Source organism: Variovorax sp. efr-133-TYG-130 (genome assembly GCF_030208835.1).
GTDB lineage: Bacteria > Pseudomonadota > Gammaproteobacteria > Burkholderiales > Burkholderiaceae_C > Variovorax.
Genome location: NZ_JARVTD010000003.1, coordinates 177993 through 195630, shown reverse-complemented (window position 1 = coordinate 195630; position 17638 = coordinate 177993). Strand labels below are relative to the sequence as shown.

At 68.8% G+C, this 17638-nt stretch carries 19 protein-coding genes; 4 read left to right on the top strand and 15 right to left on the bottom strand.

Annotated elements, in window-relative coordinates:
• Positions 1-34: 34 nt before the first annotated feature.
• Positions 35-979 (top strand): bifunctional Delta(1)-pyrroline-2-carboxylate/Delta(1)-piperideine-2-carboxylate reductase, encoded by a 945-nt coding sequence (gene lhpI / locus QRN67_RS03055; RefSeq protein ID WP_285410385.1) that lies wholly within the window; start codon positions 35-37, stop codon positions 977-979.
• A gap of 32 nt (positions 980-1011) precedes the next feature.
• Here the strand turns inward: lhpI and QRN67_RS03050 are convergent, their stop codons facing one another.
• From QRN67_RS03050 to QRN67_RS03020, 7 genes are all read right to left on the bottom strand, one after another.
• Positions 1012-1272 (bottom strand): DUF1488 family protein, encoded by a 261-nt coding sequence (locus QRN67_RS03050; protein ID WP_285410384.1) that lies wholly within the window; start codon positions 1270-1272, stop codon positions 1012-1014.
• A gap of 140 nt (positions 1273-1412) precedes the next feature.
• Positions 1413-1565: a hypothetical protein gene (locus QRN67_RS03045; protein WP_285410382.1), complete on the bottom strand. Its 153-nt coding sequence runs from the start codon at positions 1563-1565 to the stop codon at positions 1413-1415.
• Positions 1566-1674: 109 nt separating this feature from the next.
• Positions 1675-1872, bottom strand: a complete 198-nt coding sequence (locus QRN67_RS03040) for a hypothetical protein (RefSeq protein WP_081271589.1) — start codon at positions 1870-1872, stop codon at positions 1675-1677.
• A gap of 112 nt (positions 1873-1984) precedes the next feature.
• Positions 1985-3025 carry an L-glyceraldehyde 3-phosphate reductase gene (mgrA, locus tag QRN67_RS03035; protein ID WP_106934553.1) on the bottom strand — a complete coding sequence of 347 codons (1041 nt, stop codon included), beginning with the start codon at positions 3023-3025 and terminating at the stop codon, positions 1985-1987.
• 119 nt (positions 3026-3144) lie between these two features.
• Positions 3145-4116, bottom strand: a complete 972-nt coding sequence (locus tag QRN67_RS03030) for an ABC transporter substrate-binding protein (protein WP_285410381.1) — start codon at positions 4114-4116, stop codon at positions 3145-3147.
• A gap of 33 nt (positions 4117-4149) precedes the next feature.
• Positions 4150-4479, bottom strand: a complete 330-nt coding sequence (locus tag QRN67_RS03025; protein ID WP_081271592.1) for a 4Fe-4S dicluster domain-containing protein — start codon at positions 4477-4479, stop codon at positions 4150-4152.
• Positions 4476-6095 (bottom strand): FAD-dependent oxidoreductase, encoded by a 1620-nt coding sequence (locus tag QRN67_RS03020; RefSeq protein WP_285410378.1) that lies wholly within the window; start codon positions 6093-6095, stop codon positions 4476-4478. The genes QRN67_RS03025 and QRN67_RS03020 overlap by 4 nt, the downstream gene beginning before the upstream one ends.
• A 147-nt stretch (positions 6096-6242) precedes the next feature.
• Here QRN67_RS03020 and QRN67_RS03015 point away from each other — a divergent pair, with 147 nt between their 5' ends.
• A complete protein-coding gene (locus QRN67_RS03015; RefSeq protein WP_285410376.1) occupies positions 6243-6677 on the top strand; it encodes a GNAT family N-acetyltransferase in 435 nt (144 codons plus the stop codon).
• A gap of 18 nt (positions 6678-6695) precedes the next feature.
• Here QRN67_RS03015 and QRN67_RS03010 read toward each other — a convergent pair whose 3' ends face one another.
• Complete coding sequence (locus QRN67_RS03010) at positions 6696-8183, bottom strand: MDR family MFS transporter (protein ID WP_106934557.1); 1488 nt, start codon at positions 8181-8183, stop codon at positions 6696-6698.
• Between the two features lie 50 nt (positions 8184-8233).
• Complete coding sequence (locus tag QRN67_RS03005) at positions 8234-9157, bottom strand: LysR family transcriptional regulator (protein ID WP_285410374.1); 924 nt, start codon at positions 9155-9157, stop codon at positions 8234-8236.
• Positions 9158-9292: 135 nt separating this feature from the next.
• On the opposite strand from QRN67_RS03005, the gene QRN67_RS03000 reads away from it, so the two are divergent.
• Complete coding sequence (locus tag QRN67_RS03000) at positions 9293-9706, top strand: RidA family protein (RefSeq protein WP_081271596.1); 414 nt, start codon at positions 9293-9295, stop codon at positions 9704-9706.
• Here the strand turns inward: QRN67_RS03000 and QRN67_RS02995 are convergent.
• The 3 genes from QRN67_RS02995 to QRN67_RS02985 all read right to left on the bottom strand — a co-directional run bounded on the left by QRN67_RS02995 (position 9670) and on the right by QRN67_RS02985 (position 12991).
• Positions 9670-10905, bottom strand: coding sequence for a class I SAM-dependent methyltransferase (locus QRN67_RS02995; RefSeq protein WP_106934560.1), 1236 nt, complete (start codon positions 10903-10905; stop codon positions 9670-9672). The genes QRN67_RS03000 and QRN67_RS02995 overlap by 37 nt on opposite strands.
• Positions 10906-11026: 121 nt before the next feature.
• Positions 11027-11968 (bottom strand): cation diffusion facilitator family transporter, encoded by a 942-nt coding sequence (locus QRN67_RS02990; RefSeq protein ID WP_285410371.1) that lies wholly within the window; start codon positions 11966-11968, stop codon positions 11027-11029.
• 21 nt (positions 11969-11989) lie between these two features.
• Positions 11990-12991: an AraC family transcriptional regulator gene (locus QRN67_RS02985; RefSeq protein ID WP_285410369.1), complete on the bottom strand. Its 1002-nt coding sequence runs from the start codon at positions 12989-12991 to the stop codon at positions 11990-11992.
• A gap of 229 nt (positions 12992-13220) precedes the next feature.
• Between QRN67_RS02985 and QRN67_RS02980 the strand changes: the two genes are divergently transcribed.
• A complete protein-coding gene (locus QRN67_RS02980; protein WP_285410368.1) occupies positions 13221-14273 on the top strand; it encodes an aldo/keto reductase in 1053 nt (350 codons plus the stop codon).
• On the opposite strand, the gene bioD is transcribed toward QRN67_RS02980, so the two are convergent.
• The 3 genes from bioD to bioA are packed head-to-tail and all read right to left on the bottom strand — an operon-like array spanning position 14256 to position 17606.
• The gene (gene bioD / locus QRN67_RS02975) at positions 14256-15005 is read right to left on the bottom strand and encodes a dethiobiotin synthase (RefSeq protein ID WP_285410366.1); all 750 of its coding nucleotides are present in this window, start codon (positions 15003-15005) and stop codon (positions 14256-14258) included. The two genes, QRN67_RS02980 and bioD, sit on opposite strands and share 18 nt — an antisense overlap.
• Positions 15002-16237 (bottom strand): 8-amino-7-oxononanoate synthase, encoded by a 1236-nt coding sequence (gene bioF / locus QRN67_RS02970; protein WP_285410365.1) that lies wholly within the window; start codon positions 16235-16237, stop codon positions 15002-15004. The genes bioD and bioF overlap by 4 nt, the downstream gene beginning before the upstream one ends.
• Entirely contained in the window at positions 16221-17606 is a 1386-nt protein-coding gene (bioA, locus tag QRN67_RS02965) for an adenosylmethionine--8-amino-7-oxononanoate transaminase (RefSeq protein ID WP_285410363.1), read from the bottom strand. The genes bioF and bioA overlap by 17 nt, the downstream gene beginning before the upstream one ends.
• Positions 17607-17638: the final 32 nt, after the last annotated feature.

Genomic DNA, 17638 nt, shown 5'->3' with positions numbered 1-17638 from the left:
GCACTTACATCCACTCGATTCCATCCGCAACCTCATGAAAATCATCGATACGGAAAGCACCCGCCGTGCCCTGCCCTTCGACCGCCTGATCCCCGCACTTCGGGAAATGTTCGTTGCCGGCTGCGAGGTGCCTTTGCGGCACACGCATTCGCTCCAGGCCGATGCGGAAGGCCCGCCCCGCACGGTGCTGGTCATGCCGGCGTGGCAGCACGACCGCTACCTGGGCATCAAGACCGTGACCATCTTCCCGGGCAACGCACAGCGCGGCCTGCCCGGACTGTTCTCGACCTATGTGCTGTACGACGCAAGCACGGGCCAGCCGCTGGCGCAGATCGACGGCAACGAGATCACTTCACGGCGCACCGCCGCGGCATCTGCACTGGCCGCGTCCTATCTTGCACCCGCCGATGCGCGCAGCCTGCTGGTCGTGGGCTGCGGGCGTGTCGGCAGTCTCATTCCCGACGCATACCGGGTCGTGCGCCCTATCGAACGCGTCGTGGTGTGGGACCGCGACGAATCTGCGGCGAAGGCGCTCGCAGCGCGGCTGCGCGCGCAGCATATCGAGGCGACCGTCGCGCCTGACCTGGCCAAGGCGGTGAACGAAGCCGACGTCGTGAGCTGTGCCACGCTCGCCACGCAGCCGCTGGTGCAGGGCGCGTGGCTGCGGCCGCGCAGCCACCTCGACCTGATCGGCAGCTTCACGCCGCAAATGCGTGAAGCCGACGATGCCTGCTTTGCGGGTGCACGAGTTTTTGTAGATACGCAGGAAGCGTTGCAGAAGAGCGGCGAACTGCTCGGGCCCATGTCGCGCGGCGTGTTCGCCGCCGCGGATGTGGCGGGGGAGCTGGCCGATCTTGCCGCGGGCAGGATTCAGGGGCGAGCCGAGGGCGACGGGCGGACGGTCTTCAAGGCTGTCGGTACCGCGCTGGAAGACTTGGCTGCTGCAGTGCTGATCTACAAAGCTTCCGATTCGAACTGAGGCACCCGGCGTCGCATCGCTCCAGGGCCTGTTCAGCCTTCAGCGACGCGCATGTCGTGCTCGCGCAGCATCACGGGCTCCATCGCGCCCTGGGCCAGCCGCCGGCGCACTGCCGCTTCTATCTCCGGCACATGCCGTCCGAAGGTCTCAAGCGAATCGACGCCCTCCGCGGTGCGGAAGTGGTAGCGCAGCGCCTCCCTGCCGATGCTCGCGCTGACGTGGTTGCCGCCTTCCACCCCCACCCAGAAGCGGACGGTGCCGGAGGCATCATGGAAGTAGGGAGTGTCGGACATCTTGGGGGGCCTTTCTTGCGGGCAGTCATGGCGCAAGGGCTGCCGGAGCAAGCCGAGGCGTGGCGTACTGTGGCAGGTACGCGGCCTCCGGTCTGTGCGGTAGCGCTCCGAAGTGCCGGTTTCGGCCAGGCCGGCGGCGCTCAGGCCTTGCCGTGCTGGTTCGGATTGGTCTTGTGCTGTTCGGGCTTGTGCTGCGGCTGCCCTTGCTGCTGTTGCTTGCCCGGCTGGGTTTGATCCTGCTGTTTTTGCGGCTGCTGGGCGGGCTTCTTGTCTTGGTCTTTTTGGTTGGACATGGCGGTTTCCTGTGGCGCAGACGATGTTGACTGCCCATGCATTCAGCGCCGCGAGGGGTCCATGCCTGTAGGCGCTTGCCGGCCCTTGCGGTAGGCAGGCGCGAAGAACTCACCAGGAGTGCGGCAACAGCGCCAGCACCGCGGCCGCCTGCAGCCGGCGCATGGCGCGCACGGGCAAATAGCCGTGCGGAGCGCGCCGCGCCAGGGCGTGCGGCGAGCTCGCGGGAATGCGCCAGGCCTTGGCCGTCAGGTCGAGAACACGCCGCGCCTGGGCGGCCGGGGAAACATGGTGGGTGCGCAATTGCATGGGGCAAGGAATCGAATGAGAGCCTGGGTTCGATTCTGCAAAGCGCACCGGCTTTTGCCAAAGACGGATTCCAAGTTTCCTGATGCGGTCCTCGATTCGAGACGACCCCGCCTCAGGCGAAATCCGTCGACGGCTTTTCCCAGAGGTTCACACCGCCCTCCACCGCGTACTTGTCGATCTCGGCCAGTTCATCGGCGCTCAGCGGTGCGTGCGCGAGCGCCGCCACGTTGTCGACGATCTGCTCGGGCCGGCTCGCGCCGATCAGCGCCGAGCTCACGCGCGGGTCGCGCAGGGTCCATGTCAATGCGAGCTGGGCCAGGCTCTGGCCGCGGCGCCTGGCGATCTCGTTGAGCGCGCGCGCACGCTCGACGTTGGCCTGCGACAGGTGCTCCTGCTTGAGCGAGCCGCCGCCCGGGCGGTTGATGCGCGCATCGTCCGGAATGCCGTTGAGGTACTTGTCGGTCAGCAGGCCCTGCGCCAGCGGCGTGAATGCGATGACGCCCGCGCCCAGTTCGTCGGTGGCGTTCAGCAGGTCTTTCTCTATCCAGCGGTTGAACAGGTTGTAGGCCGGCTGATGGATCAGCAGCGGCACCTTCCATTCGCGCAGCAGTGCCGCGATCTCGCGCGTCTTGCCCGCGGAGTACGAAGAAATGCCGATGTACAGCGCCTTGCCCTGCTGCACGGCCTGGGCCAGCGCGGAGGCGGTTTCCTCCAGCGGGGTGTCGGGGTCGAAGCGATGCGAATAGAAGATGTCGACGTAGTCCAGGCCGAGGCGCTGCAGGCTCTGGTCGAGGCTGGCGAGAACGTATTTGCGCGACCCGCCGCCCTTGCCGTAGGGGCCGGGCCACATGTCCCAGCCGGCCTTGCTGGAGATGATGAGTTCGTCGCGGTAGTGCTTGAAATCTTCGCGCAGGATGCGGCCGAAGTTGGTCTCCGCGCTGCCGTAGGGCGGGCCGTAGTTGTTGGCCAGGTCGAAGTGGTTGATGCCCAGGTCGAAGGCGGTGCGCAGCAGCTGGCGCTGCGTGGCGATGGAGGTGGTGTCTCCGAAGTTGTGCCAGAGACCGAGCGAGATGGCGGGCAGCACGAGCCCGCTGCGGCCGACGCGGCGGTAGGGAAGCGCGTCGTAGCGATGGGGAGCGGCGAGGTAGGTCATTGGGATTTCCACGCGATGGATGAACGATGAAGACGGGCGCGCCCTCAAGGAGGCGCACCACGCAACCATACTGCGGCGCGCGCCTTCGTGCCGGTAGGCGTTTTGCCCGATCTGCCGGCTCAGGCCTCGGGCGCGCGCCACTGCGCGAGCGCGAAGTCGCGGCTCACGAGGTTCTCGGCCAGCAGGAATTTCTTGACCTCGTCGAGCAGCGCCAGTCCTTCGGCCGGGTACGCGGCCTCGGAAAACTGCGACAGCGGATGCGAGACTCTGACGACGTCCAGCGGGAAGCCGCTGACCTCGGCATGAAAGGCGTAATAGGCCGCGCTGTCGCGCCGGATCTCCTGCAGCGCGGTGCGGCGTGCGCGGGTCCATGCGGCGGGCACGCCCGGCGCGGCGGCAAGGAGCTTGCTGGAGGCCACGATCACCGACGTGCCGCGCAGGGTCGGGTGCTGCTCGGCCTCGTCGATCACCGGATAGCCGCGCGAGGCCAGCAGCGGCCCCACGTCGATCTGCGCCGCGAATGCCGCGATGGAGCCCTGGTCGAGCGCCGCCTCGCCGTCGCGCGGGAACATGTGGATCACCTTGACGGACTTCTGCAGCCCGTGTTCCTTGAGCAGGCCCAGCACATAGCGGTGCATGTAGGAGCCGCGCGCCACGCCGATGGACTTGCCATCGAGTTCCTTCACGCTGCGCACGCCGTTGCGCGGCGTGAGCAGCCACACGTTCATGCCGACTGCGTCGAAGCCGATGAGCTGACTCTCCAGCCCGCGCGATCGCGCCACGATGGCGGGCGTGTCGCCGTAGATGCCCACATCGAGCGCGCCCGCGATGAAGGCCTCGTTGAGATCGGGCCCGTTCGGAAAGTTGCGCGTGGTCACGTCGGTGAAGCCCAGTGCCGCGAGTTCGCGCTGCAGATGGCCCTGGCGCAATGCCCAGCCGGTGGCATTCGCGGGCTTCTTGCCCGGGCCGATGTAGCCCAGGCGAAGCACCTGGCCGCTGCCCTGGGCAATGGAGAAAAGTGGCAAGGCGCTGGCGCCCGCCGCGGCAATGGCGCCGCGCAGCAACCTGCGGCGGCCTGACTGGTCGGTCATCGAAAACTCGCAAGAAGGAAAGAAAAAGGTGGCTCAGTGCGCGCGGCGCAGCAGTTCGAAGCTCGCGTCGGCGGAGGCGGTCGACTCGCGTCCCCTGCCCCATCCGATGGCGCTGCGGTAGCTGCCCATGAGGGACTCGGCCGCGGCGCCGCGCTCTTCGGCGGTGGCGCCCCGGTCGGCAATCGGCGCGACGTACAGCGCGTCTTCCGGGCAGTAGAGCTCGCACATGAAGCAGGTCTGGCAGTCGTCCTGGCGCGCGATGCGCGGCGGCGCGCCGGGCACGGCCTCGAACACGTTGGTCGGGCAGGCATTCACGCAGATGTTGCAGGCGGTGCAGCGCTCGGCACTCACGACTTCGATCATGCGGAAACCTCCTGCACGGCCTGGCGCTGGACCCATACCTCGTCGAGCCCGCCGCTGAGCAGGCGGTGGCGCTGCGCGGGGTCGATCACGCCATGTTCGCGGCGCCGGTGCATGCCGCGCGTTTCGGTGCGCTGCAGCGCGCTGCGGTACATCCAGCGCGAGGTGGCCAGCATGGCCGCGGCCTCGCGTGCGCGCACCGCCTCGGTGGCGGTGGCGGCGGGCGCGCTGGTGCGCAGCCGCGCCCAGAGGGCATCGAGCCGGCCGAGCGAGTCGCGCAATGCGTCGCCTTCGCGGAACCAGTTGCGCTCGTAGGGAAAGACTTCGGCCTGCACCGCGCGTACCACCTCCGCGCTGTCGAACTGCGAGGCGCCGCGCGTGGCCAGCGCGACGCCGCCAGCGCGCAACGCGGTGCGCTGCGCCAGCCCGGCGCGTGCATCGCGACCGAAAACCGCCGCGCCCGCGCCGGCCCAGAAGCCGGACGACAGCGCCCAGGCCGCGTTGTGGCTGCCGCCGCCGGTGAAGCCGCCGCAGATCAGCTCGCGCGTGGCCGCGTCGCCGGCCGCATACAGGCCGGGCACCGAGGTCGCGCAGGAGTCGTCGACCAGGTGCAGCCCGCCCGTGCCGCGCACCGTGCCTTCGAGCCGGAGCGTCACGGGAAAGTGCTGGCTGAACGGGTCGATGCCTTGCCGGTCGAACGACACGAAGAAGTTGGGCTGCGCGGTGCGCATCCAGGCGCGGATCTGCGCGTCGGCGCGGTCGAGGCAGGCGAACACCGGCTGCGACTGCAGCGTCTGCGCGATCACGCCGCGCCCCTTCGACGAACCCGCGCCCTCGATGGCCACGCCGTCGGCCGTGTAGAAGGTCGCCCAGTTGTAGAAGAGCGATTTCGTGACCGACGAAAACGCCGGCCCCAACCCGTAGGCGTTGGAGAACTCCATGCCCGACAGCGCGGCGCCGGCCTCGGCGGCCATCAACTGGCCGTCGCCGGTGAGCACGTTGCAGCCCAGCGCACGGCTCAGGAATGCACAGCCGCCGGTGGCGATGACCACCGCCCCGGTGCGCGCCACCCAGGTGTCGCCGGTCTGGCGGTTCACGCCGGTGGCACCGCAGACGGTGCCGTGCTCGTCCACCAGCAGTTCCAGGGCCGGGCTGTGGTCGAGAATGCGCGCGCCCGATTCCTTCACCCGCTTGCGCATCAGCCGCATGTATTCGGGCCCCTGCAGCGAGGTGCAGCGCAGCGTGCCCTGGTCGTCGGCCGGGAACGGATAGCCCCAGTCCTTGAGGCGTTCGACGTTGTCCCAGGTCTGCGCGAGCACGCGGTCCATCCACGCATGCTCGGCCAGCTGCCCGCCCATGGCATAGCGGCTGGCCTTGGCCTCCTCGCGCGCCTTGCCGTCCGGCGACACATGCCAGAGCCCGGTGCCCGAAGGCGCGGTGGCGCCAGAGGTGCCGCAGAAGCCCTTGTCGGCCAGCAGCACGCGCGCGCCCTGCGCCGCCGCGCTCACCGCGGCCCAGGCACCGGCCGGGCCGCCACCGATCACCAGCACGTCGGCATGATGCTGGATGGCCCCGTCGGCGCCCGACAGAGCCTGCCTCTCGAAATCTCTCGCGCCCATGGTCTCTCGCCCCGCAAATGCAAAGGCGTGACCGTATCAACGAGGGGCGCGGGAGACAAAGAAGGAAAGCGCGCATCGTTATGCGGCAGCCGGGGATGGGCAGAATGCCGCCTCCGCCTCCGCAACACCCATCGGGACCCGGCCGCCATGAACATCACGTTTTCGACACCCACCGACGAAGAGCTCCGCTCCGGTGAACTTGGCCGCAAGCTGCGCCATTTCAACTACGGCTTCGTCGGCGAGTACCCCGAGCAGCAGTACGTGCGCACCAATGCGCGGGACGAGTCCGGCCGGCTGGTCGGCGGCCTGCGCGCGTATGTGTTTCTGTACTGGCTCGACATCGACGTGCTGTTCGTCGAAGAAGACATGCGCGGCACCGGGCTGGGCAGCCGGCTGCTGGCGGACGCCGAGCGCCAGGGCATAGCGCTGGGCGCGAAGAACGCGAAGCTGGGCACCTTCGAGTGGCAGGCGCGCGGCTTCTACCTGAAGCACGGCTACGAGGACTACGCCCGCATCGACGACTACGCGCCGGGCTACTACCTGCAGCTCATGCGCAAGCGGCTGGTGGCCGCGCCCGCCTGAGCCGCCCCGGCCCAGGAGCTACTTCGGCGCGGGCTTGCCGGCCCCGATCGCGTGGCTCTCCAGCCCTTCCTTGGGCAGCAGCAATGCCAGCGCGACCACGCCCAGGCTCACGACCAGCATCGTCACGAAGGTCAGGTGCAGCGAGCCGCCCAGCGCCAGGCGGATGCCCGCGTCCGTTGCGGCCGTGCCGTGCGAGCCCTGCAGGAGCAGGCGCAGCTGGTCGTCGGTGAAGGCCATGGCGCCATCGCCGCGCGTGAGGCCGAAGTTGAAGACCGCCCCGAAGAAGGTCGCGCCCAGCGCGCTGCCGAGGTTGCGCGAGAACACGTTCGACGCCGTGGCCACGCCGCGCTGCGCCACGTCCACCGCTTCCTGGATGAGGATGAGCGAAGCCAGGCTCATCACGCCCATGCCCAGCCCCATGATGAAGGAGCCGACCGCCGCCAGCAGCGGCGTGCTGTTGGCCGACAGCAGCGCGAACGCCGCCGTGCCCACCGGAATGAGCGCCCCGCCGATCAGCACCATGCGCCACAGGCCGATGCGGTGGAAGGTGCGCGAGGTCAGCGTCGCGCCGATGGGCCAGCCCAGCATCACCATGGTGAGCGTGAGCCCTGCGGTGACCGACGAGCGCTGCAGCACCACCTGCACATACATCGGCAGGAAGGTGGTGATGCCGATCAGCACCATGCCGCCCAGCATGGCCGCGCCGTTCACGGTGGCGATGATGCGGGCGCCCCACAGCTTGAGCGACACCATCGGGTCGGCGGCGCGGCGCTCCTGCATGACGAACAGCACCAGCGTGACGGCGAACACCGCCGTCCACAGCACGGCGCTGCCGGTGTCGCCGATGCCGAAGTCGGTCAGCGCGATCATCAGCGCCGCGATGCCGATGGTGAACAGCACCGCGCCCACGATGTCGATGGACGAGCGCCGCACGGTCGGCGCCTCGTGCAGGTAGAGCCAGAAACCCGCGGCGGCGGCCAGCCCGATGGGCACGTTGACCCAGAAGATCCAGGCCCACGACAGCTTCTGCACGATGAGCGCGCCGATCATCGGCCCCACCACCGCCGACACCGCCCACACGCTGGCCAGGTAGCCCTGCACCTTGCCGCGCTCGCGCGCCGGGTACAGGTCGCCCACGATGGTGAGCGACACGGGCTGGATGGCGCCGGCGCCGATGCCCTGGATCAGCCGGAAGCAGATCATGGCGGGCATCGACCACGCGAAGCCCGCCAGCACCGAGCCGATGACGAACACCGCGATGCCCACGAACATGATGGGCTTGCGCCCGTACAGGTCGGAGAGCTTGCCGAACACCACCGTCATCGCGGTCTGCGCCAGCAGGAAGGATGCGAACACCCAGCTGTACAGGTGCAGGCCGCCCAGCTCCGAGGCGATCTGCGGCATCACGGTGGAAACGATGGTCGCTTCGATGGCCACCATGGCCATGGAAGCCATGATCGACGCGATGACCAGGGGGCGTCTTGTTGTTCTTGATGGAGATGTCATGAGCGGTGGATGCTATAGACGGCACGAGCCCCTGTCCGCTGCTCAAGCTCTCAGGGCCGCATCACAGGCGCGTGCCGCGCCATCAGCTCGGCCACCCAGTCGATGAAGACGCGCAGCTTGGCACTGACATGCCGGTTGGGCGGAAACGCCAGGTACAGCGGCATCGGGTCGAGCCGCCAGTCCTGGAAGAGCGGCACGAGTTCGCCGCTGGCCAGGTGCCCCTTGGCCATGTAGTCCGGCAGCCAGAGCACGCCCAGCCCGGCCAGGCCCGCCGCGAGGTAGGCATTGCCGTCGTCGACCGAGAGCACGTAGCGGCCCTGCACCTCGATGCGCTCGTCGCCTTCTTCGCGATGCATCGCATACGGAAAAGTCTTGCCGTCGCGCGACCACAGGAAGCCCACGATGCGGTGATGCGTGTCTTCCAGCTCGCGCGGATGCGCCGGCATGCCGGCACGTTCCAGGTAGGCCGGCGCTGCATACACCCCGAGCCGCAGGTCGCCCACGCGGCGCGCCATCAGCGACCGGTCGGCGAGTTCACCGCCGCGCACCACGCAGTCCACGTTCTCGCTGATCAGGTCCACCATGCGGTCGCTCACGCCCATGTCGAGCTGGATGTCGGGGTAGCGCGCATGAAAGGCCGGCAGCGCCGGCACCAGGATCATGCGTGCCAGCGGGCTGGGCACGTCCACCCGCAGCCGGCCCCTTGGCGATGCCGAGGCGTCCGACAGGCTGGTCTCGGCATCGTCCATGTCGGCCAGCAGGCGCACCACGCGCTCGTAGTAGGCCGCGCCGTCGGCCGTGACGTTGACCTTGCGCGTCGTGCGGTTGAGCAGCTTCACGCGCAGCCGCGCTTCGAGCTGCTGCACCAGTTGCGTCACGGTGGTCTTGCTCATGTGCAGCGTGTCGGCCGCCCTGGTGAAGCTGCCTGCTTCCACCACGCGGGCGAACGCCTGCATCGCATCGAAACGGTCCATGTGCGCTGCTCCTGTCGGCTCCGGGATTGTTTGGGTTTACCAAACAGTGATTGTTGGCCTTGCCCGTTTATCGGAACGGCGGGGCTGCCTAAAGTCCCTCCATCGTCATCACTCACAGCAGGAAGAAAGCAACCCATGGCCCAACGCGACGTCGTTTTCCCGCCCGGGCGCCAGGCGCTCTATGAAAAGAACCGCTATTCGCCGGCGGTGCGCGCCAACGGCTTCCTGTTCGTCTCCGGGCAGGTGGGCAGCCGCGAGGACGGCTCGCCCGAGCCGGAGTTGGAGGCGCAGGTGCACCGCGCCTTCGGCAACCTGAACGCTGTGTTGGCGGCCGCGGGCTGCACCTTCGACGACGTGGTCGACGTGACCGTCTTCATCGTCGACCCCGAAAAGAACTTCGAGAAAATCTGGAAACTGGTGCCCCAATACTGGGGCGAAGCGCCCCACCCCACGCTGACGGGCATCGGCGTGACCTGGCTCTACGGCTTCCAGTTCGAGATCAAGGTGATCGCTCAGCTCCCGGCGCTCAGTGCCGAGGTGTTGTCGTAGATGTAGCGCCGCGACCAGGGCAGCGTCTTCGCCGCCCTGCCCGCCTTGCGCCCGACGATCTGGTAGATCGCCACGTCGTCGTTCTCGAAGGCATAGGCGCAGCCCGCAAGGTAGACGCGCCAGATGCGGAATTTTTCTTCGTCGACCAGTTCGCGGGCTTTGGCTGCGTTGGCCTCGTAGGCGTCGCTCCAGCAGCGCAGCGTCTGCGCGTAATGGCGGCGCAGGTTCTCGACGTCGAAGGCCTCGAGCCCGCCCTGTTGCATGGCCTGCAGCGCGAGGCTGATGTGCGGCAGCTCGCCGTTCGGGAACACGTAGCGGTCGATGAAGTCGCCGCCGCCATAAGACACGCCACCGCCCTCCGGGTCCGACGAGGTGATGCCGTGGTTCATGACCACGCCGTCGTCGGCCAGCAGCTGCTGCACGCGCTTGAAGTAATCGGGCAGGTTCTTGCGGCCCACGTGCTCGAACATGCCGACGCTGGTGATGCGGTCGAACTGGCCGGTCACGTCGCGGTAGTCCTGCAGGCGGATCTCGATGCGGTCTTCCAGGCCCGCGGCCTTCACGCGCTCATTGGCCAGGTCGAACTGGTTCTGCGACAGCGTCACGCCCACGCAGCGCGCGCCGAACTTCTGCGCCGCGCGGATCACCAGCGCGCCCCAGCCGCAGCCGATGTCCAGCAGGGTCTGGCCCGGCTTGAGCTGGATCTTGGTGAGGATGTGGTCGATCTTCTTGAGCTGCGCGGTCGCGAGGTCTTCGTCGCCGTTCTCGAAGTAGGCGCATGAATACACCATGTTCGGGTCGAGCCACAGCTGGTAGAAGGCGTTCGACACGTCGTAGTGGTACTGGATCGACTTCCTGTCCGACGACTTGGTGTGCGTGAAGTAGCGCGCCATGTTCTGCAGCGCGCCGCCGGGCTTGTCGATGGAGGTCCTGGCGAGCCCGTAGGCGATGTCGATGACGTCGCTGAGCTTGCCCTCGATGTCGATCTTGCTCTTGACGTAGGCCTCGCCGAGGTTGTCGAGCGTGGGCTGCAGCATCAGCGACAGCGCGGCGGGCGACTTGACGTGCAGCGTGACCGCGGGCCCGCTGAAGTTGCCGAAGTCGAAGGACTGTCCGTCCCACAAGGTGAGCCGCGCCGGCAGGTTGGCGCGTGCGCGGACACCGGCGCTCCACTGCGCCAGCTTCTTTTCCCAAAGCATGCATTTCTCCGTGTTGTTGGGTTCCCCCGTTCGAATGAGCGGGCTGCTGCAGCGGCCAGAACAATAGCGAAATCTCGTGAATCCTGCATGGTCGTGACGACGCAAGAAATTGCGGCAAGTGCTAGAAGGCGCCCGCCTTTCCTTGCGTTGCCTTGTCGGGCGCCGGCGCGTCGCTCGCCTCGATGAAGATGCGCTTGATCATCGGGAACCGCGCGCGCACCTGCCGCTCGATGGCCGCGACGGCATCGGCGGCGGCGCCGGTCTGGGTGTCGTCCCTGAAGTTGACGTCGACGACCACCAGCACCTCGTCGGCGCCGATGTACATCGACAGCACGTGGCCCACGTCTTCCACGCCCGGCTGCTCCATGGCGATGGCGCGGATGGCGCGCGCCGTCTCCGGCCGGATTCCCTCCCCGATCAGCAGCCCGCGCGCCTGGCGGATGAGGAACACCGCCACGCCCGCCAGCAGCACGCCGATGACCACCGAGGCCACGCCGTCGAGCTCGGGCATGCCGAGTGAGTGGCTGAAGTAGATGCCCAGCGCCGCCACCGCCAGCCCCGCCAGCGCGGCGGAGTCTTCGGCCAGCACGGTGTAGGTGGTCGGGTCCTTGCTGCGGTCCAGCGCCTGCCAGAAGGGCTGCCCGCGTGCCTGCGCGCGAAACTCCTTCAGCGCGATGAAGAAGCTCGTGCCCTCGAACAGCGCCGCGGCCGCGAGCACCACGTAGTTCCAGGTCGGGTCGCGCATCGGCTCGGGGTGGCGGATGTGCTGTATGCCTTCGAAGAACGACACGCCGCCGCCCAGCCCGAAGATCAGCACCGCGACGATCAGGCTCCAGAAGTACAGCTCCTTGCCGTGCCCGAAGGGATGCTCCTGCGTGGCAGGCCGCTTGCTCAGCCGCAGCCCCACCAGCAGCAGCACGCCGTTGAAAGTGTCGACGGCCGAGTGGATGCCTTCGGACAGCATGGCCGAGCTGCCGGTGATGCCCGCCACCACGAACTTGGTGATGGCGATCGCAACGTTCGCGCCGATGGCGCCGTAGATCGCGACCTTCGACTCAGCCATGAAGCGAACCGGCCGTGCGCGTCATGCCGCTTCCATGGAGGCCGCGGCGAGCGCGTCGTTGCCCGCTTCGCCGAGCCAGCGGCGCTTGTCGCGCAGCGGCGGCGCGCCGAACATGCGGCCGTACTCGCGCGCGAACTGCGACGGGCTTTCGTAGCCCACGGCGTGCGCGGCCGAGGCCACGTCAGCGCCGGCGATCAGCATCTGCCGGCGCGCCTCCTGCAGCCGCAGCTGCTTCTGGTACTGCAGCGGGCTCATGGCGGTGACGGCCTTGAAGTGATGGTGGAACGACGACACGCTCATGTGCACCGCGCGCGCCATGTCCTCCACTCGCAACGACTGCGCGTAGTTCACGCGCAGCGCGCTGATGGCCTTGGCGATGCGCTGGGTGTGGCTGTCCTGCAGCGCGATCTGCCGCAGCCGCGCGCCTTCGCCGTTCACCAGCAGGCGATACATGATCTCGCGCTTGATGAGCGGCGCCATGATCGGCACGTCCTCCGGCGTGTCCAGCAGCCGGAGCAGGCGCAGCACCGGCTCCAGCACGGGCATGGCGATGCGGTTGACGTACATGCCCCGCGATGCCGGCGCGTTGGCCTTGGCGGGCAGCTTCTCGTCGCGAATCAGCTCGCCGATGTCGTCCAGCGCCAGTTCCAGCCGCAACCCCAGGTAGGGTTCGTTGTGGCTGGCCACGCGCACCTGGCCGCACACCGGCAGGTCGACCGAGGTCACCAGGTAGTGCATGGGGTCGTACACATAGATGTCGTCGCCCACGATGATTCGCTTGGAGCCCTGCGCTATCAGCCCCAGCGCCGGGGACGCGAAGGCGTGCTTGGGGCCTTCGGGCTTGCTGATGCAGAACACATGCAGGCCGGGCACGGCGGTGACGACGGTGCCGTCCTGCCCGCCCATGACGTGCTTGAGCAGCGCCACCAGTTCCTTGCGGGCTTCGTCGATCTCGGGTTCGAGCGGCATCGGCTGGGCCGGCTGGCCGACCACGGCGTTGATTTGGGGTGTTTCGTCGGACATGTTCAGGGCCTTGTCGCGATGGGGGCCGCGCGGCGGCCGTGGAGGAATGAGCGGTTTGCAGCTTAGCGCCCCGCCCGGAAATTCGCACGCACGGCAAAAGAGGTCTGGAGAATCAGGCAAATACTTTGCAGGAACGCGCTCGCCTCGCCGGGGTCCGCGGCCGGATACTTTTTGCTGTCGCCCCGGGCCGACCGGTACCGGAGCGCCTTCAACGCAAAGGAATCACGCCATGCAATACCGCAAATTCGGCCGCACCGGCCTCCTGGTGTCGGAACTGTGCCTGGGCACCATGACCTTCGGCGGCTCCTCCGGCATCTGGGGCCAGATCGGCAACCTGCAGCAGTCCGAGGCCGAAGGGCTCATCGGCCGCGCGCTGGACGCCGGCATCAATTTCATCGACACGGCGGACGTGTACTCCGAAGGGCTGTCGGAGCAGATCACCGGCCAGGCCCTGAAAAACCTCAAGCTGCCGCGCGACAGCTTCGTGCTGGCGACCAAGGTGCTGGGCGAGACAGGCAGCAAGGGCGTCAACTCGGCCGGCGCCTCGCGTTTTCACATCATGGACGGCGTCAAGGCCAGCCTGAAGCGGCTGCAGCTGGACCATATCGACCTGTACCAGATCCACGGCTTCGACCCGCTCACGCCCATCGAGGAGACGGTTCATGCGCTCGACACCCTCGTGCGCCACGGCCATGTGCGCTACGTGGGCGTGTCGAACTGGGCCGCCTGGCAGATCGCCAAGGCGCTGGGCATCGCCGAGCGCGACCGGCTGGCGCGCTTCGAGTCGCTGCAGGCGTACTACACCATCGCCGGGCGCGACCTGGAACGCGAACTGGCGCCCATGCTGCGCAGCGAGAACGTCGGCCTGATGGTCTGGAGCCCGCTGGCGGGCGGCCTGCTGAGCGGCAAGTTCGGCCGCGACATCGAGGCCGAGCAAGGCAGCCGCCGCGCCACCTTCGACTTTCCGCCGGTGAACATCGACCGCGCCTACGACTGCATCGACGCGATGCGCGAGCTGGCAGAGGGCCGCAAGGTGTCGGTGGCGCAGATCGCGCTGGCATGGCTGCTGCACCAGCAGGTGGTGACCAGCGTGATCATCGGCGCCAAGCGCGTCGAGCAGCTGGACGACAACATCGCCGCCACCGCCATCAAGCTGACACCCGACGAACTGGCCACGCTGGACAAGGTGAGCGCGCTGCCCGCCGAGTACCCCGGCTGGATGCTCGAGCGCCAGGGCGGCGCGCGGGCCAAGCGGCTGGCGGAATCAGGCCGGCGCGGCTGAGGCTTCCGGCACTTGCACGGCGGCGAGGCGCGCGGCGTGAGCCGCCGTCGCGCGCAGGGCACGCAGGTCGATGTGGCGGGCCGCCTGTGCGGCATCGGCCTGCGCCAGGTGCGGCACGATGCCCAGCAAAGGCGCGCCGAGCCGGGCCCGCAGCGTCTGCAGGTTGGCCTGCGGCGCGAGCATCAGCGGATCGACCAGGCTGGCCACCCAGCCCGCGAGCACCAGCCCGCGCGCGCGGATCGCCTCGGCGGTCAGCAGCGCATGGTTGAGGCAGCCCAGCCGCAGCCCGACCACCAGGATCACCGGCAAGCCCAGCGCCACGGCGAGGTCGGCGCTGTCCAGGTCGTCGCCGAAGGGCACGCAGAAGCCGCCCACGCCCTCGACCACCACCGCATCGGCGCGCGCCGACAGTTGCGCGAAGGCCGACAGCAGCGGCTGCAGCGCGATGCGCACGCCCTCGTCCTTGGCCGCGAGGTGCGGCGACATGGGCGCGCGCAGCAGGTACGGGCAGCGCAACGCCAGCGGCGCGTCGACGTTGCCGGCCTCGTGCAGGCGCGTGACGTCCTCGTTGTGCCATTGCCCGTCGCCGATCTGCTCCAGGCCCGCGGCCACCGGCTTCATGCCGACAGCGCGCAGGCCCGAGCCGGCCAGCAGGCTCAGCATCGCGCTGCTGAGCAGCGTCTTGCCGATGCCGGTGTCGGTGCCCGTGACGAACCAGCGGCGCGGCGTCATGCGGCCTCCTTGCAAGGCTGCTGCGCGAGCGCCTGCCCCATTGCGTCGATCAGCCGAGCCACGTCGGCCTCCGTGTGGCTGGCCGACAGCGCGATGCGCAGCCGCGCGGTGCCCTCGGGCACGGTGGGCGGGCGGATCGCGCCGACGTGCAGGCCCTGCGCATCGAGCAGCGCCATCGTGCGCATCGCGCGTGCGTTGTCCCCGACGATCAGCGGCTGTATTGCCGTGGGCGACGGCGGCAGCCACGCGCCGCCGTCGCGGGGCAGCACCCCGGCCAGCCCCTGCCGCAGCTGCGCGATGCGGGCCTGCAGCCGGCCGCGCCGCTCGTCGCCCTCCTCGCCTTCGATCAATGAAAGGCTGGCGAGCAAGGCATGCGCGACGGCCGGCGGCGCGGCCGTGGTGAAGATGTAGGGCCGCGCGCGCTGCACCAGGTAATCGACGACGGTGCGATGCGCCGCCACGAAGGCGCCCGCCACGCCTGCCGCCTTGCCCAGCGTGCCCACCAGCACCAGCCGCTCGGAGCGCAAGCCCATGGCTTCGAGCACGCCGCGCCCGGTGGCGCCCAGCACGCCGAAGCCGTGCGCATCGTCGAGCACCAGCCAGGCGTCGTGCCGCTCGGCCAGCGCCAGCAGTTCGGCCACCGGCGCGATGCATCCGTCCATGCTGAACACCGCGTCGCTCACGATGAGCTTGACCGGCGCATCGCAGGCGCCGAGCTGCGCGTCGAGCGCGGCAACGTCGCGATGCGGATAGCGCTCGACGCGGGCCTTGGCCATCCGCGCGCCGTCGATCAGCGAGGCGTGGTTGAGCGCCTCCGAGAAGATCACCGCCTCCGCACCGCCCAGCGCCGACAGCACCGCGAGGTTGGCCATGTAGCCGGTGCAGAAGAACAGGCTGCGCGCCTCGGGGATGAACGGTGCCATCCAGTCCGCGAGCCGCTCTTCGAGTTGCGCATGCGCGCGCGAGTGGCCCAGGATCAGGTGCGAACCGCCGCTGCCCGTGCCGTACAGCGCGGCGCCTTCGGCCCAGGCGGCCGCCAGCGCGGGATGCGCGGCAAGGCCCAGGTAGTCGTTGCTGCTGAAGCCGAGCATGGTGCGCGGCGCGGAGGCACCGTGCAGCGTGAGCGTCTGCCGGGGCGCGCAGGCGGTCTCGGCGATCTGGCGGCGGCGGCGCAGCGATTGCGCGTCGAGCGCATCGATCTCGCCCTGAAGGCGGTCAAGCAAGCGCGGCATCGCGGGCTCCTTCTTCTTCCTGTTCACCGGTGGCCGCTACCGCCTTCAGCGTGGCCAGCGTGCCGTCGACCAGCAGGTCGACCTCGCCGTCGTCGATGGCATACGGCGGCATCAGGTAAACGGTGTTGCCGATCGGGCGCATCAACAGCCCGTGGCCGCGCGCGGCCATGTGGAACCGTTCGGCGAAGCGCGCGCCCGGCTCGCGCACGTCGAACGCGGTGATCAGGCCCTGCTGGCGCAGGTGATCGACCGGCAAGCCTTCGAGCCCATCCTGCAGCCTTTGCAGCAGGCGCGCGGCACGGGCGCGGTTGCGCCGCAACACGTCTTCGCTGTCGAACAGGTCGAGCGTGGCCAGCGCCGCGCGGCAGGCCAGCGCGTTGCCGGTGTACGAGTGCGAATGCAGAAAGCTGCGCGCCGCGTCGTCGTCGATGAAGCCCGCGTAGATGTCGTCGCGCGTCATCACCAGCGCGAGCGGCAGGTAGCCGCCGCTGATGCCCTTCGACAAGCACAGGAAGTCCGGCCAGATGCCGGCCTGCTCGCAGGCGAAGAAGCTTCCGGTGCGGCCGCAGCCGACCGCTATCTCATCGGCGATCAGGTGCACCTCATGACGGTTGCACAGCGCGCGCACGCGGCGCAGGTATTCGGGGTCGTGCATCGCCATGCCGGCGGCGCATTGCACCAGCGGCTCGAGGATGACGGCGGCGATGCTGTCGTGGTGCGCGGCCAGCAGCGCTTCGAGTTCGGCGGCTGCGCGGCTCGCCACGTCGGCGGGGCTTTCGCCCGGTAACGCGCTGCGCGCATCCGGCGAAGCGACGAGGTGCGCGTTCGCGAGCAACGGCGCGTAGGCGTCGCGGAACACCGGCACGTCGGTCACGTGCAGCGCGCCCAGGGTCTCGCCGTGGTAGCCCTGGCGCAGCGCCACGAAGCGCCGCTTCCCGTCACGACCGGCATTGCGCCAGGCATGGAAGCTAATCTTCAGCGCGATCTCCACCGCCGAAGCGCCGTCGGACGCATAGAAGCAATGGCCCAGCGCATGGCCCGTGAGCGCCGACAGGCGCTCGGCCAGTTCCACCGCCGGCGCATGCGTGCAGCCCGCGAGCATCACGTGCGGCAGCGTGTCGAGCTGTGCCTTCAGCGCGGCGTTGATGGCCGGGTGCGCATGGCCGAACAGGTTGACCCACCACGAGCTGGTCGCATCCATGTAGCGCCTGCCTTCGTGGTCGAACAGCCAGACGCCCTGGCCGCGCGCGATGGGCAGCGGCGGCGCGGCTTCGAGCCGGATGCTCTGGGTGCATGGGTGCCACACATGGCGCCGGCTGCGTTGCTGCCAGCCGGCATTGCCGGAAGAGAAATCGGTCGTCGAGGGCACCCGTGCATTCCTTTGGAGAGGGACTGAGGCGC

Excerpts from the sequence above, each read along its gene's own strand:
- lhpI (WP_285410385.1), top strand. The coding sequence starts at position 35 with ATGAAAATCATCGATACGGAAAGCACCCGCCGTGCCCTGCCCTTCGAC.
- QRN67_RS03050 (WP_285410384.1), bottom strand. The coding sequence starts at position 1,272 with ATGTCCGACACTCCCTACTTCCATGATGCCTCCGGCACCGTCCGCTTC.
- QRN67_RS03045 (WP_285410382.1), bottom strand. The coding sequence starts at position 1,565 with ATGTCCAACCAAAAAGACCAAGACAAGAAGCCCGCCCAGCAGCCGCAA.
- QRN67_RS03040 (WP_081271589.1), bottom strand. The coding sequence starts at position 1,872 with ATGCAATTGCGCACCCACCATGTTTCCCCGGCCGCCCAGGCGCGGCGT.
- mgrA (WP_106934553.1), bottom strand. The coding sequence starts at position 3,025 with ATGACCTACCTCGCCGCTCCCCATCGCTACGACGCGCTTCCCTACCGC.
- QRN67_RS03030 (WP_285410381.1), bottom strand. The coding sequence starts at position 4,116 with ATGACCGACCAGTCAGGCCGCCGCAGGTTGCTGCGCGGCGCCATTGCC.
- QRN67_RS03025 (WP_081271592.1), bottom strand. The coding sequence starts at position 4,479 with ATGATCGAAGTCGTGAGTGCCGAGCGCTGCACCGCCTGCAACATCTGC.
- QRN67_RS03020 (WP_285410378.1), bottom strand. The coding sequence starts at position 6,095 with ATGGGCGCGAGAGATTTCGAGAGGCAGGCTCTGTCGGGCGCCGACGGG.
- QRN67_RS03015 (WP_285410376.1), top strand. The coding sequence starts at position 6,243 with ATGAACATCACGTTTTCGACACCCACCGACGAAGAGCTCCGCTCCGGT.
- QRN67_RS03010 (WP_106934557.1), bottom strand. The coding sequence starts at position 8,183 with ATGACATCTCCATCAAGAACAACAAGACGCCCCCTGGTCATCGCGTCG.
- QRN67_RS03005 (WP_285410374.1), bottom strand. The coding sequence starts at position 9,157 with ATGGACCGTTTCGATGCGATGCAGGCGTTCGCCCGCGTGGTGGAAGCA.
- QRN67_RS03000 (WP_081271596.1), top strand. The coding sequence starts at position 9,293 with ATGGCCCAACGCGACGTCGTTTTCCCGCCCGGGCGCCAGGCGCTCTAT.
- QRN67_RS02995 (WP_106934560.1), bottom strand. The coding sequence starts at position 10,905 with ATGCTTTGGGAAAAGAAGCTGGCGCAGTGGAGCGCCGGTGTCCGCGCA.
- QRN67_RS02990 (WP_285410371.1), bottom strand. The coding sequence starts at position 11,968 with ATGGCTGAGTCGAAGGTCGCGATCTACGGCGCCATCGGCGCGAACGTT.
- QRN67_RS02985 (WP_285410369.1), bottom strand. The coding sequence starts at position 12,991 with ATGTCCGACGAAACACCCCAAATCAACGCCGTGGTCGGCCAGCCGGCC.
- QRN67_RS02980 (WP_285410368.1), top strand. The coding sequence starts at position 13,221 with ATGCAATACCGCAAATTCGGCCGCACCGGCCTCCTGGTGTCGGAACTG.
- bioD (WP_285410366.1), bottom strand. The coding sequence starts at position 15,005 with ATGACGCCGCGCCGCTGGTTCGTCACGGGCACCGACACCGGCATCGGC.
- bioF (WP_285410365.1), bottom strand. The coding sequence starts at position 16,237 with ATGCCGCGCTTGCTTGACCGCCTTCAGGGCGAGATCGATGCGCTCGAC.